Source organism: Bordetella hinzii LMG 13501 (assembly GCF_001548475.1).
GTDB lineage: Bacteria > Pseudomonadota > Gammaproteobacteria > Burkholderiales > Burkholderiaceae_B > Bordetella > Bordetella hinzii.
The window spans coordinates 31,509-45,442 of record NZ_LRUJ01000004.1; the positions used below are offsets into that span (position 1 = coordinate 31,509).

Below are 13,934 nucleotides of genomic sequence, written 5' to 3' on the forward strand. Positions count from 1 at the left end.
TACTACTGTCGCGCCAGGTAGGCCGGCGCGACGGCCTCCAGCGCCGTGGGCACCAGGCGCAGGGCCGGATCCAGCGGGCCGCTGGCGATGTTGTCGCGCGATAGCGAATCCAGGTTGTCGCGTGAAATCAGGGGTTCGCCCGGCAGGCACTCCAGCACGGCGGCCTGCAGGCGGGCCAGCGCGCCCGGCAAGCCCATGACCGGCCGCGGATGGCCGCTCCACAGGGCGCAGCGGCCGGCCAGCTCGGCCAGCGTGTAGATCTCGGGCCCGGCCAGTTCATGGCAGGCGCCGGCGGCCTCGGGGTCGCGCAACACGGTCGAGATGACCTGGGCGACATCGCCGACATAGACCGGCTGCACCCGGCTGCGGGCGCCCGGCACCATGAGCACCGGCAGCCAGCGCGCTAGACGCGCGAACAGATTGGTGAAATTGTCCTCCGGCCCGAACACCACCGAAGGACGCAGTATCGTCCAGCCCGGATGGGCGGCCTGGGCGTAGGCCTCGCGGATGGCGGCCTCGCCATCGCCCTTGGATCGGGCGTACATGCTGGGACCGTTGCTGTCGGCGCCCAGGGCGCTCACATGGACCAGCCGCCGCACCCCCTGGCGCAGGCAGGCCTGGGCCAGGCGCCGCGGCAGTTCGACATGCGCACGCGCGAAGCCCCCGCCATAAGGCCGGCCGCGGCCGCCATGCAGGATGCCCACCAGGTTGACCGCGGCATCGCAATCCCGCAGCAAGGCGTCCAGAACCGCGTCGTCGTGGACGTCGCGCTCCAGCACGGTGACGGTGGGCAGCACCAGCAGCTCGCGGCCATGGGCCAGCCGGCGCGTGGGCACGCGGACGCGATGCCCGGCGCGCGCCAGTCGCGCCGCCACCCGGCGGCCGATGAAGCCCGTGCCACCCATGACCAGGATACGCATATCACCGCCCTCCCCGCTGTCTTCCCGGCATTCTGCCCCGCCCGGCGGCTCTACCGCAAGCCGCTGGAGCCCGGCGGCCGGACATGGGACAATGCTGTACAAGCAACCAGTTCCGGCGCTTTCATCCATGGCAATCCAGTCCGATTCGCTCTCCTCCCGCCCCGATGCCCACCGCCTGGTGACACCGGCGCCTGTCTCGCCCAACGAAGAGTCCATCGAGCGCGCCCTGCGGCCCAAGGCCCTGCAGGAGTACGTGGGGCAGCAGCGCGCGCGCGAGCAGCTGGAGATCTTCATCGCGGCGGCGCGCAAGCGCGGCGAGTCGCTGGATCACGTCCTGCTGTTCGGCCCGCCGGGCCTGGGCAAGACCACCCTGGCCCACATCATCGCCCACGAGATGGGCGTGCAGCTGCGCCAGACCTCCGGCCCCGTGCTGGAGCGCCCCGGCGACCTGGCCGCGCTGCTGACCAATCTTGAACGCAACGACGTGCTCTTCATCGACGAAATCCACCGCCTCTCGCCGGTCGTCGAAGAAATCCTCTACCCGGCGCTCGAAGACTTCCAGATCGATATCCTGATCGGCGAAGGGCCGGCCGCGCGCAGCGTCAAGCTCGATCTGCAGCCGTTCACGCTGGTGGGCGCGACCACGCGCGCGGGCATGCTCACCAACCCGCTGCGCGACCGCTTCGGCATCGTCTCGCGCCTGGAGTTCTACAACACGGACGACCTGGCCAGCATCGTCACGCGCAGCGCCAGCCTGCTCAATGCCGACATCACCGCCGACGGCGCGCGCGAGGTCGCCCGCCGCGCGCGCGGCACGCCGCGCATCGCCAACCGGCTGCTGCGCCGGGTGCGCGACTACGCCGAAGTCAAGGCCAACGGGCGCATCGACACCGAGGCCGCCAGCCAGGCCCTGGCCATGCTCGAAGTCGACCCCCAGGGCCTGGACCTCATGGACCGCAAGCTGCTGGAAGCCATCGTGCATAAATTCGATGGCGGCCCGGTGGGCGTGGACAGCCTGGCCGCGGCCATCGGCGAAGAGCGCGACACCATCGAAGACGTGATCGAGCCCTATCTGATCCAGCACGGCTATCTGCAGCGCACGCCGCGCGGCCGCATGGCGACCCAAACCACCTGGCGCCACCTGGGCCTGCAGCCTCCGGCCGGCAGCCAGGCGGCCTCGGGCGAGCTGTTCTAGCGCTGGCCGGCCCTAGCGGGGCCGGGCCACGCAGCGCAGGATTTCCTCGCCATAGGCTTCGAGCTTGCGCGCGCCCACGCCGCTGATGTGGCCCAGGGCCTCGTGGGTGTCAGGCAGGGCCAGGGCGATTTCGCGCAGCGTCGCATCATGGAAGATCACATAGGCCGGCACGCCGTGATTGCGCGCCACCTCGGCACGCCAGCCGCGCAAGGCCTCGAAAACCGGCATGCGGTCGGCCGGCAGATCGATGACCGGCGCCTTGGCCCGCGTGCCGCCGCGGCTGCGGGGTTTTTTCTCGGATTCGCGGCGCAGCATTAATTGCATCTCGCCGCGCAGCACCGCCCGGCTGTCCTCTGTGAGCGCCAGCGTGCCATAGCCTTCGTGGTCCACCATGAGCAGGCCCTTGGCGAGCAGTTGGCGCAAGACCCCGCGCCAGGCGGTTTCCGACAGGTCCGCCCCCACGCCGAAAACGCTGAGCGACTCGTGATCGTGCTGGCGCGTTCGATCGCTGCTCTTGCCGCGCAGGATGTCGATGATATGGCCCGCGCCATAGCGCTGGCCGCGCTCCTTGCCCAGGCGGTAGATGGCCGAAAGCGCTTTCTGCGCGGCCACCGTGCCGTCCCAGGCTTCGGGAGGCTCCAGACAGACATCGCAATTGCCACAAGCCGTGATGGTCTGGCCGAAATAGGCCAGCAGGCGCACCCGGCGGCACTCCACCGTCTCGCACAGGCCCAGCATGGCGTCGAGCTGCTGGCCCAGGCGGCGCCGGTAGCTCTCGTCGCCGGGCGACTCGTCGATCATGCGGCGCTGCTGCACCACATCCTGCAGGCCGTAGGCCAGCCAAGCCGTGGCGGGCAGGCCGTCGCGGCCGGCCCGGCCGGTTTCCTGGTAATAGCCCTCCACCGACTTGGGCAGGTCGATATGCGCGACGAAGCGGACGTCGGGCTTGTCGATCCCCATGCCGAAGGCGATGGTCGCCACCATGACCACGCCATCCTCGCGCAGAAAGCGCGCCTGGTTGCCGGCCCGGACCTGGGCGCTGAGGCCAGCATGATAGGGCAAGGCGTTGACGCCCTGGCTGCACAGGAACTCGGCGGTTTCTTCGACCCGGGCGCGCGACAGGCAATAGACCACGCCCGAATCGCCCTCGTGCTCGCTGCGGATCAGGTCCAGCAACTGTCGGCGCACCTCGTTTTTCTCGACGATGCGGTAGCGGATATTGGGACGGTCGAAGCTCGCCACGAAATGGCGCGCCTGGTCCAGCGCCAGGCGCTGGGCGATCTCGCTGCGCGTGGCCGCGGTGGCCGTGGCCGTCAGCGCGATGCGCGGCACCTCCGGCCAGCGCTCATGCAGCATGGACAGGCCCAGGTATTCCGGCCGGAAGTCATGCCCCCATTGCGATACGCAGTGCGCCTCGTCGATGGCGAACAGGGCGATGCGGCCGCGCTCCAGCAATTGCAGGCAGCGGTCGGTCAACAGCCTCTCGGGCGCCACGTAGAGCAGGTCCAGCTCGCCGGCGACAAAGGCGCGTTCGACCTCGCGGACCTGCTGCCATTCCTGGGTGGAGTTCAGGAAGGCGGCGCGCACGCCCAGCTCGGTCAGGGCGTCGACCTGGTCCTGCATGAGGGCGATCAACGGCGAGACGACAATGCCGGTACCCTCGCGCACCAGCGCAGGCACTTGATAACAAAGCGATTTGCCGCCGCCGGTCGGCATCAGCACCAGCGCGTCGCCACCGCCGATGACATGCTCGACAATGGCTTGCTGGTCGCCACGAAAGGATTCGTATCCGAAGACGCGCTGCAACACGCCAAGCGCGCGGGGATCAGACATGAGAGACGGGAAGGAAGACTTGAATCATGGAGGGGCATTTTAAGGCGCATCGCGCAAACCGTGCGCGCTTTGCAAAACGGGCGGAATGACGCGCGGGCAATGCCGGGACGCTAGAACCCCAGCCAATGCCCCCGCATGAAGGTATCCACCGGCATCGACAGCCTCGCCTTCCATTCGTAATCGCCCGAGAGCAGGTCCCGGTCGGCGCCCAGCGCGAACTGGACCCGGGGCGCCAGTTCCATGCTGTGCTCCAGCCCCACCCGCCTGTCATTCGGGTCGCCCCGCCCCAGGACATCGGAGGTATAGGTGCCGCTCAACGTGCCCATGCCCCGCAGCGGCACGCCGGCCGACAGCGTGCTGCGCATCTGGCGCGTGGCCGCGCCTCCGGCGCTATAGGAACTCAGGTCGCCGAAACCGGCGCCGATGTCTTCGCCCGTCACGCCCAGCTGGACGGCGTCGGCCATGGTGACGTTGTAGCCGAAGCGATAGCGCCAGGCATTGACCGAATCGAAGCTGCTTTGCGTGACGCCCGCCTCGAAGGTGCCGATCTCCCCGGCGTTATAGCGCGTGCCCAGCCCGCGCGTGGTCAGGCCGCGCGTGGTCTGCAGCTGGCCTTCCAGGGTCATGGCGCTGGTCAGTCCGTAGCGCACCGTGCCGCTGCCGGCAGGCGCGCCGTAGTCCACCGCGCCCTGGGTCGCCGCGGGGTCCATGAGGTTGAGCCGCCCGAGCGAGGAGGAGTAGCCGAACTTGCCCGCGCCGATATTGCTCGCGCTGTCGAACTGGTCGGAGACCTGGACACCGCCCAGCGGGGCGCTCCCGCCCCAGGCCGGCGCGTTGGCCGTGAGATTGCCGATACCGACCGACGGCCCCTCGGGGCTGCGATAAAGCCAGTTGCGGTCGCCGTAGCTGAGCGTGGGCCGCGCGTTGATGGCGGAGAACCAGCGCGGACGGGGCAGGACCACGCCCTGGTTCAGGACCGGGCGCGTGCGGGCCAGTTCGTTGCGCTCCAGGTCCAGGGCATAGGAGGGGCTGAGCTGGGGCACTTCGTAGTCCGGGAAAGGCCGTTGGCAATCGCCGGGCGCGGCCTGCCCGGGGGCGGCCTCCAGCCCCGCTGGCGCGGGGGGCCCGGCCCACTCCGCGCAGGGATCGGGCTCGGGAGAGAGGGCATAGCCTTCGATGGGACCCGGAAGCTGCACCGCCTGCGGCATGGCGGGCGCGAGCACGCCGATACCGTAGCGCGCCGCCTCCTCGGGGGCCCGCGCCACGGAAGGCGAGGCAGGCCGTGCTGCGGCAGGCTGGGCGTCAGAACTATCGGGGACGGATTTATCGTTGCCAGGCATGGCGCAGGCCCCGAGGGCCATGTTGCCCGCCAGCGCGGCGACCAGCACCGTGCGCGATATCCGTTTACGCTCGCGTTCGCGGATCACCATAACGCGAATCAGTGTAGGAATTCCCGGGCGCGGCATCTGTAAACGAAGTTAATAAAACAGCACGGGATCTCCCATGCTGCCTGGCGGCTCGCTATTCTATGACCAATTTTGCCAGGGCTTATTTCAGATCGTTTCTTTCCCCTTGTCGGAGCGGGCCCTGCCCGGGCACTATCTCGCCATGGACAGCCCTCACACCAAACTGCTGGTCGTCGACGACGATCCCGCATTGCGGCAACTGCTGGCCGATTATCTTAATCGGCACGGCTATGACACCTTGCTCGCCCCCGATGCCAGCGACCTGCCGGCGCGCATCACCCGCTACGCCCCCGATTTACTGGTGCTGGACCGCATGCTGCCCGGCGGCGACGGCGCCGACGCCTGCCGGCGCCTGCGCGAGCAGGGCGAGGATATCCCCGTCATCCTGTTGACGGCGCGCGACGAGGCGGTCGACCGCATCATCGGCCTGGAGGCCGGCGCCGACGATTACCTGGGCAAGCCTTTCGACCCGCGCGAGCTGCTGGCGCGCATCGAGGCGGTGCTGCGCCGCAAGCGCGGCCCCTCGGCCCTGGTCAAGGACCAGCCGGTCAATTTCGGCCCCTTCGTGTTCGACCCGGCCACCCGCCAGCTGCTGCGCGAAGGCGCGGTGGTCAAGCTGACCGGCGGCGAGATCAATCTGCTCGAAGCCCTGGTGCGCAATGCCGGCAAGCCGCTGTCACGCGAGCGCCTGCTCGCGCTGGCGCGCGACGACGACAGCGGCGAGCGCAACGACCGCGCCATCGACATCGCCATCCTGCGCCTGCGCCGCGCCATCGAAGACGATCCCAAGCAGCCGCGCTGGATACAGACCGTCTGGGGTATCGGCTATCGGTTCGCGCCCTGAGCGGCACCGCGATGAAATTCCCGCTGTCCCTCGCCCTGCCGCGCTCGCTGCGCGCCAGGCTCATCCTGCTCGTGCTGGGCTCGGTGCTGCTGGCCCAGGCGGCGACCTTGGCCACCGTCTCCTACTACCGGCATAAATTCATCGAGGACGTGGCGATCGGCTATATCGCCACCACCATCCGCACCCTGCGCGCCGCGCTGGCGCAAGTGCCCAGCGAAGACCGGGCGGAATTCGTGCGCGTCGCCTCGCAGAATCAATGGCGCTGGTGGGCCCGCGGCCTGCCGGCCGAGGCCCGCCTGCAGCGCCTGAACCATCCGCCGCCCGAGCGCATGGGGCCCAGCGGCATGCCGCCGCCCGACGGCGACCCCGGCGCGCGCAGGCGCTTCGATGACGATGAGGTCCGCCGCCGCCCGCCGGCGCCGCCCAGCGACGACGTGCGCCGCGACCTGCGCCGCCTGGTCCAGGAGCTCAACGTGCGCCTGAACGACGGCACCCGCGTGGCCCTGTCGCGCGGCCCGCGCCCGGAAATCTTCATCTCGCTGGCGCCCAATACCGCCAGCGAGGACGTCCCCGCCCTGCGGGAATGGCTGGTCATCCCGCTGGACCGGCTGGATCCGCCCGTGGCCACGCCCATGATCGCCTTCTGGCTGGGCGGGCTGGGACTGGTGCTGCTGCTGGCGGCCGGCTTCTCCTGGCACATCACGCGGCCGCTGACGCGGCTGGCCGATGCCGCCGACCGGCTGGCCGCCGGCCAGCCGCAGCGCGTCGAACCCTCGGGGCCGCACGAAACCCGCGTGCTGGGCGAGCGCTTCAATGCCATGCTCGATGCCCTGGCCGAATCCGACTCCGTGCGCCGCACCCTGCTCTCGGGCCTGCCTCATGACCTGAAAGGCCCGCTGTCGCGCATGTGGCTGCGCATCGAGCTGGCCGACGACTCCGCGCTCAAGGACGGCCTGCGCAAGGACCTGCAGGACATGCAGCACATGGTGGACCAGTTCATCGGGTTCGTGCGCGGCACCGACCCGGCGGCCTATCGCTATGCGCCGCTGAACCTGAACGAGTGGATCAGCGAACGGGTGCAGAGCTGGAAAGGCGCGGGCACGGCGATTTCGCTGGCCGCCGCCGACGATGACGGCCTGACCATCCAGGGCGATGCCGTGGCGCTGGGGCGGCTGCTGGACAACCTGATCGGCAACGCCCTGCATCACGGCGCGCCGCCCATCGAGGTGCGGCTGGGCGGCGACGAGCGTCACGCCGTCATCGAGGTGGCCGACCACGGCAGCGGTATCGCGCCCCAGCGGCGCGCCGAAGCCCTGCGGCCGTTTGCCCGGCTGGACGACGCCCGCACCCGCAGCGGCAATGTCGGCCTGGGCCTGGCCCTGGCCGAGGCCATCGCGCGCGCGCACGGCGGTTCGCTGGAACTGGACGCCGATGCCGGCGGCGGCCTGCTGGTCCGGATACGCCTGCCGCGCGCCTGAAACCGCCAGGGTTCAGCCCGGCGGCGGCAACAAGGCCACCGGCCGGCGCTCCCGGCCGAAGACCGAGCGGTAGGCCAGGATATTGAAGACCAGCACCACCGGCACGCCGATGACCACGCCGGCCAGCACCAGGCGCATGGAGCCCAGCGCCCCGCTGCCGTCCCAGATCGTCATGTCATCCAGGATGAGATAGGGAAAGAAGCTGTAGGCCAGGCCGGCCAGCATCAGCAGGTAGAGCGCCACGCACAGCACGAAGGGCAGCCAGGCAAAGCGGTCGGCCTTGCCCGGCAGGCGCGCCAGCAGCATCTCGGCCGCCACGAAGCCCAGCAGCATCGCCGCCCAGACGCCCGCCGCCGCGCCCAGGTGGGCGGCATTGCTCCATTTGTAGAAGATGCCGGCGTTGGCCAGCCCCAGCGTGACGGCGATGGCCACCATGCCGGCCGCCGTCCAGCGTATGCCGTGTCGCGCCCAGGAGGCGGCGCGGCGCTGCAGCTCGCCGTCGACGCGCATGACCAGCCAGCAGGCGCCCAGCAGCGCATAGGCGGCCACGGCGCACAGGCCCACGAAAAGGGAGAACCAGCCATAGCCGGCATCGCTCTGGTAGTCGGTGGCGATACGCCCCAGCACCATGCCCTGCCCGATGGCGGCCAGCAGCGAACCCACCCAGAAGCCGAAAATCCAGCGCGGCTTGAGCTCGGTGCGGGCGCGGATGCGGAACTCGAACGCCACGCTGCGCAGGACGATACCCAGGACCATGACGACCAGGGGGCCGTACAGCTTGCCCAGGATGGCGCCCCAGGCAAACGGGAAGGCCGAGCCGAACAGCCCGATGCCCAGCAAGGGCCAGAATTCATTGGCGTCGCGCCAGGGACTCAGCAGGCCCATCATGCGGCCGCGCTCCTCGGCCGGCGCGAATTGCAGCAGGATGCCCACACCGATGTCGAAACCGTCGAGCACGATGCCCGCGGCAATGAGCAGCAGCAGCAGGCCCATGAAGACCATGGGCATCCAGAAGGTCGGGTCTTCGGGGCTCAGGCCCAGCGAAGCGGCCAGGGTGGCGATCATGGCGAGCCTCCGATCTTGCGCACGGGCACGACGCCGTAGCGCGCGGCGTGGAACAACATGCCGACAAAAGCGCTCAGCAACAAGGCATAGAGCGCGCCGTAGCCGGCCAGCCCCCACCACAGGGTGGAGGCCGGCACGGCGCCGAGCACTTCGGATTGGGTGATCGTGCGGTTGACGATATAGGGCTGCAGGCCGACCTGGGCGACCCAGATGCCCAGCACGACCGACAGGCCGCCGCTGAACATCATCGCGGTGAGCACGCGCAGCCACCAGCGCGGCATGGCCGCCGGATCGTAGCCGCGCCGGAAGCTCAGGCAGAAGGAGAACACCGCCGCAATGAACATCAGGCCGCCCAACAGCCACATGGCGCGCAGCGACAGGAAGACAAAGGCCACCGGCGGCTGCATCCCCGAATACTTGTCCAGGCCGATATAGCCCGCGTCGGTATCCCGGGCCAGCCAGCGGCCGCCGGCATCATGCCAGGCCCAGGCCCCGAGATTACGCTGTGACGCCGGGTCGGGCAGGCCGAGGATGACCACCGAGGGCGTCGTGCCGCTATGCCAATAGCCCGCCAGCGCGGCCGCCTTGGCCGGCTGCAGGCGGCCCGTCACCTCGCCCAGGCCCCAGGCCGCCGGCGCCTGCAGCAGGCTCGCGGCCAGGGCCAGCACCAGGGCGGTCTTGTAGGCATGGCGCTCACCGTCGTCCAGGGGGCGCCTGAGCGCCTGCAGGGCCGTCACTCCCAGGATGAGGAAGGCCGCGGCCAGGAAAGCGCCCAGCACCGTCAGGCCCATGCGCCAGCCGAAAGAGGGGTTGAAGATCACGCTCGCCCAGTCATAGACCTGGTAGCGCCCGTCGATGATGGCCGCGCCGTCCGGCGTCTGCAGCCAGGACTGCAGCGAAACGGCCCAGCCGACAGCGACGACCTGGCCGATGGCCACCATCAGCACCGCCAGGGTATGGGCCAGGTCGGAAACCCGGCGCTGCCCGAACAGCATCACGCCCAGGAAGCAGGACTTGAGGATAAAGACCGACAGCACGCCGAAACCGAGCAGCGGCCCTGCCACATTGCCGATCTTGTCCATCAGGCCGGGCCAGAGGCTGGCCAGCTGCACGAGCACCGGCATGGCGCTGGCCAGCGCCAGCACGAAGGACAGCGCGAAAATACGCACCCAGAACCGGTAGGCGGCGATCCACCCGGCCTGGGCGCCGCGGGCGCGCAGTTTGAAAAACAGCAATATCCAGGCCAGCGCCATGGACAACGCCAGGAACAAGGCCAGGAAGCTCAGGCTTGCCGTGAACTGGGTCCGGGCCAGCTGGAGGGGGGCGATATTCATGATGGGCGGTAGTGTAGAGCCAGTTTCCGGGGCGTGGGAGCCGGCTTTGCAACGGAAGTCCCTCCCGATCGTGGCAAAATGGGTCTTTTGTGGCCGCATTTTTCGACTTCGCCCCAGAATGACCCAGACCCCCACGCCTCACGCAGCCAGCAATTACCTGCGCAATATCATCGAAGAAGACCTGGCGGCCAACCGCTTCCAGGGTAAGCGCTGGGCCGGCAAGCCCGGTCCGGCTTCCGTGCAGGCGGCGGGCGCCCCCGATCCGGCGCGCATCCGCACTCGCTTCCCGCCCGAGCCCAACGGCTATCTGCACATCGGCCACGCCAAGAGCATCTGTGTCAACTTCGGCATGGCCAAGGAATTCGGCGGCGTCTGCCACCTGCGCTTTGACGACACCAATCCCGAAAAGGAAGACCAGGAATACGTCGACGCCATCATCGAGGCGGTCCACTGGCTGGGTTTCGACTGGAAGGCCGACGGCAATGACAACCTGTTCTTTGCCAGCGACTACTTCGAGTTCATGTACGAGTTCGCCGAAGCGCTGATCGAGGCCGGCCATGCCTTCGTCGACGAACAGAGCGCCGACGAGATCCGGGCCCAGCGCGGCACGCTGACCGAGCCCGGCACCAACTCGCCCTTCCGCGACCGTCCGGCCGCCGAATCCCTGGCGCGGCTGCGCGAAATGCGCGATGGCCAGCATCCGGACGGCAGCCTGGTGCTGCGCGCCAAGATCGACATGGCCTCGCCCAATATCAATCTGCGCGATCCGGTCATGTACCGCGTGCGCCATGCCACCCACCACCGTACCGGCGACAAGTGGTGCATCTACCCGATGTACAGCTGGGCGCATCCGGTCGAGGACGCGCTCGAGGGCATCACGCACAGCATCTGCACGCTGGAGTTCGAAGACCAGCGCCCCTTCTACGACTGGATCCTGGCGCGCCTGGCCGAACTGGGCAAGCTGGCCCGGCCCCTGCCCCACCAGTATGAGTTCGCGCGCCTGAACCTGACCTATATCGTCACCAGCAAGCGCAAGCTGCTGCAGCTGGTGCGCGAAGGCTATGTGGACGGCTGGGACGACCCGCGCATGCCCACGCTGTTCGGCATGCGCCGCCGCGGCTATACCGCCTCTGCCATCCGCCTGTTCTGCGACCGCACGGCGGTCTCCAAATCCGATTCGCGCATCGACTACAGCCTGCTGGAGCAGGCGGTGCGCGATGACCTGGACCCGGGCACGCCGCGCTCGGTGGCCGTGCTCGACCCGATCAAGCTCGTCATCACCAACTATCCCGAAGGGCAGACCGAGGCCTGCACGGCGCCGCGCAATCCGCACGACCCCGAGGCCGGCCACCGCGAGTTCCCCTTCTCGCGCGAGCTCTGGATCGAGCGCGACGACTTCCGCGAAGAGCCGCCGAAGAAATATTTCCGCCTCTTCCCCGGCAACCAGGTGCGCCTGAAGTACGGCTATGTGGTGCGCTGCACGGGCTTCACCAAGGATGAGGCCGGCAATGTGACCGAGGTCCAGGCCGAGTACCTGCCCGACACCAAGAGTGGCACGCCCGGCGCCGACAGCGTCAAGGTCAAGGGCAACATCACCTGGGTGAGCGCCGCGCACGCGATACCCGCCGAGGTGCGCCTGTATGACCGCCTCTTCGCCGATCCGCACCCGGACGGCGGCGACAAGGACTTCCTGGCCTGCCTGAACCCCAACTCCATCCAGACCGTCCGCGCCTGGCTGGAGCCGGGCACCCGGGTCGAGCCGGGCGCGACCTGGCAATTCGAGCGCCTGGGCTATTTCACGGTCGACAGCCAGGACTCGCGGCCCGAGGCGCCGGTGCTCAACCGCATCGTCACGCTCAAGGACTCCTGGGGCGCCTGAGCCCCTGCCGCCGGTCCGGACAACGCCCCCGCCCAGGGGGCGTTGTCGCATCCGGACGCCAGGCGTCACAAACCGGCGGCAAACCCCATGCCGGAGGCGACCGAAGCGGGTCAGCCGGGTTATCATGCCCGACATTCCCGACCGGTCCGCGCCGAGCCCGGACCGACCGCAAGAAACCCCTGATGAACACCGAACCCCTCGCCCTGGATTTCAAAAGCGCCACGCTCTATGCCATCCGCGTGGTGCTGCATAGCGCCGACCTGGAACAGCTGCAGCAGGCCCTGGCCAGACGCATGGCCGACGCCGGCAGCTTCTTCGAGAACGAACCCGTGGTGGTCGACGCCAGCCGCCTCACCGAACCGGTGGACTGGCCGGCCCTGGTCCGCGCGCTGGTCTCCCACAACCTGCCTCCCATTGGCGTGGTCGCCGAAGGCGCCAACCTGCAGGCCGCGCGCGACGCCGGCCTGACGCCGGTGGAGCTGTCCGCCACCGCGCCGCGCGCGCCCCAGGTGGTGGATCCGGCGCCGCCCAACCATGTGTCCACGCCCGTGCCGGCGACCCCCGAGGCCAGCCCGGCGGCCCAGCCCAACGGCGACGCCGAGGCCGTGCCCACCCGGGCCGCGCGCGAGACCACCGAGGCGGCCAACCACACGCCGGCCGCGCCCCAATCCTCGACCGCGCTGGTCATCACCAAGCCGCTGCGCTCCGGCCAGCGTGTCTACGCGCGCCACACCGACCTGGTGGTGATCGGCATGGTGAGCCAGGGCGCGGAGGTCATCGCCGACGGCAATATCCATGTGTACGGTCCCTTGCGCGGCAAGGCCATGGCCGGCGCGCGGGGCGACACCTCGGCACGCATTTTCACCACGCACCTGGACGCGGAACTGCTCGCCGTGGCGGGCGTCTACCGCGTGGTGGAAGACCGCCTGGACCGCAATCTGCACAACCAGCCAGCGCTCGTCCGGCTCAACGGCGACACGCTGCACATCGAGGCGCTAAAAGGCTGACGCGAGGCGCGGCGGCCATACAGTTGTAAGAAGCCATTAAGGGCTTTTTGCTTTACGATAACGCGATTTATACGAACATAAGGGTTTGATCGTCATGACACGTATTGTTGTGGTGACTTCCGGCAAAGGCGGGGTGGGCAAGACCACCACCAGCGCCAGCTTTTCCTCGGGCCTCGCCATGCGCGGCTTCAAGACCGCGGTCATCGACTTCGATGTCGGCCTGCGCAACCTCGATCTCATCATGGGCTGCGAGCGCCGCGTCGTGTACGACTTTGTCAACGTGATCCAAGGCGAGGCAAGCCTCAAGCAAGCCCTCATCAAAGACAAGCAGCTCGACAATCTCTTCATCCTGCCGGCTTCGCAGACGCGCGACAAAGACGCGCTGACGCAGGAGGGCGTGGGCAAGGTGATCGAAGACCTCAAGGAAATGGGCTTCGACTACATCGTCTGCGACTCGCCGGCCGGCATCGAGACCGGCGCGCTCCTGGCCGCCTACTACGCCGACGACGCCCTGGTGGTCACCAACCCCGAAGTATCCTCGGTGCGCGACTCCGACCGCATCCTCGGCATCCTGGCCGCCAAGTCGCGCCGCGCGGTCGAAGGCGACGAGCCGGTCAAGGAATACCTGCTGCTCACGCGCTACAACCCCAAGCGCGTCGTCGACGGCGAAATGCTGTCGCTGGGCGATATCGAAGACATTCTGCGCATCAAGATGATCGGCGTCGTGCCCGAGTCGGAAGCGGTGCTGCAGGCGTCCAACCAGGGCTTGCCCGCCATCCACCTCAAGGACAGCGATGTCTCCGAGGCCTATAAGGATGTGGTGGCCCGTTATCTGGGCGAAGAACGCTCGCTGCGCTTTACCGAATACGAAAAGCCCGGCTTCCTGAAGCGCCTGTTCGGAGGAAAGTAAGCA

General features: G+C 68.7%; 11 protein-coding genes. 6 read left to right on the forward strand and 5 right to left on the reverse strand.

The genetic code is table 11. The features are described from left to right. Positions 1-2: 2 nt before the first annotated feature. Positions 3-920 carry a complex I NDUFA9 subunit family protein gene (locus AXA74_RS03850; protein ID WP_032954840.1) on the reverse strand — a complete coding sequence of 306 codons (918 nt, stop codon included), beginning with the start codon at positions 918-920 and terminating at the stop codon, positions 3-5. Between the two features lie 127 nt (positions 921-1,047). On the opposite strand from AXA74_RS03850, the gene ruvB reads away from it, so the two are divergent. Next, the gene (gene ruvB / locus AXA74_RS03855) at positions 1,048-2,115 is read left to right on the forward strand and encodes a Holliday junction branch migration DNA helicase RuvB (RefSeq protein WP_032954839.1); all 1,068 of its coding nucleotides are present in this window, start codon (positions 1,048-1,050) and stop codon (positions 2,113-2,115) included. A gap of 12 nt (positions 2,116-2,127) precedes the next feature. Here the strand turns inward: ruvB and recQ are convergent, their stop codons facing one another. Beyond that, a complete protein-coding gene (gene recQ, locus AXA74_RS03860) occupies positions 2,128-3,948 on the reverse strand; it encodes a DNA helicase RecQ (protein WP_029578953.1) in 1,821 nt (606 codons plus the stop codon). Between the two features lie 110 nt (positions 3,949-4,058). Further along, entirely contained in the window at positions 4,059-5,378 is a 1,320-nt protein-coding gene (locus AXA74_RS03865; protein WP_407026522.1) for a fimbrial protein, read from the reverse strand. 178 nt (positions 5,379-5,556) lie between these two features. Between AXA74_RS03865 and AXA74_RS03870 the strand changes: the two genes are divergently transcribed. Together AXA74_RS03870 and risK are read left to right on the forward strand one after the other, a co-directional pair. Beyond that, on the forward strand, positions 5,557-6,258 hold the full coding sequence (locus tag AXA74_RS03870; protein ID WP_029578951.1) for a response regulator: 702 nt from the start codon (positions 5,557-5,559) through the stop codon (positions 6,256-6,258). 11 nt (positions 6,259-6,269) lie between these two features. Next, positions 6,270-7,736 carry a sensor histidine kinase RisK gene (gene risK / locus AXA74_RS03875; RefSeq protein ID WP_029578950.1) on the forward strand — a complete coding sequence of 489 codons (1,467 nt, stop codon included), beginning with the start codon at positions 6,270-6,272 and terminating at the stop codon, positions 7,734-7,736. A 12-nt stretch (positions 7,737-7,748) separates the two neighbouring features. On the opposite strand, the gene AXA74_RS03880 is transcribed toward risK, so the two are convergent. After that, the gene (locus AXA74_RS03880) at positions 7,749-8,801 is read right to left on the reverse strand and encodes a cytochrome d ubiquinol oxidase subunit II (RefSeq protein ID WP_029578949.1); all 1,053 of its coding nucleotides are present in this window, start codon (positions 8,799-8,801) and stop codon (positions 7,749-7,751) included. Continuing rightward, entirely contained in the window at positions 8,798-10,135 is a 1,338-nt protein-coding gene (locus AXA74_RS03885; protein WP_029578948.1) for a cytochrome ubiquinol oxidase subunit I, read from the reverse strand. The genes AXA74_RS03880 and AXA74_RS03885 overlap by 4 nt, the downstream gene beginning before the upstream one ends. Before the next feature lie 118 nt (positions 10,136-10,253). On the opposite strand from AXA74_RS03885, the gene AXA74_RS03890 reads away from it, so the two are divergent. From AXA74_RS03890 to minD, 3 genes are all read left to right on the forward strand, one after another. Beyond that, positions 10,254-12,014 carry a glutamine--tRNA ligase/YqeY domain fusion protein gene (locus tag AXA74_RS03890; protein WP_029578947.1) on the forward strand — a complete coding sequence of 587 codons (1,761 nt, stop codon included), beginning with the start codon at positions 10,254-10,256 and terminating at the stop codon, positions 12,012-12,014. 182 nt (positions 12,015-12,196) lie between these two features. Next, positions 12,197-13,021, forward strand: a complete 825-nt coding sequence (gene minC / locus AXA74_RS03895; protein ID WP_029578946.1) for a septum site-determining protein MinC — start codon at positions 12,197-12,199, stop codon at positions 13,019-13,021. A 94-nt stretch (positions 13,022-13,115) separates the two neighbouring features. Next, positions 13,116-13,931 (forward strand): septum site-determining protein MinD, encoded by an 816-nt coding sequence (minD, locus tag AXA74_RS03900; RefSeq protein WP_029578945.1) that lies wholly within the window; start codon positions 13,116-13,118, stop codon positions 13,929-13,931. Positions 13,932-13,934 lie beyond the last annotated feature (3 nt).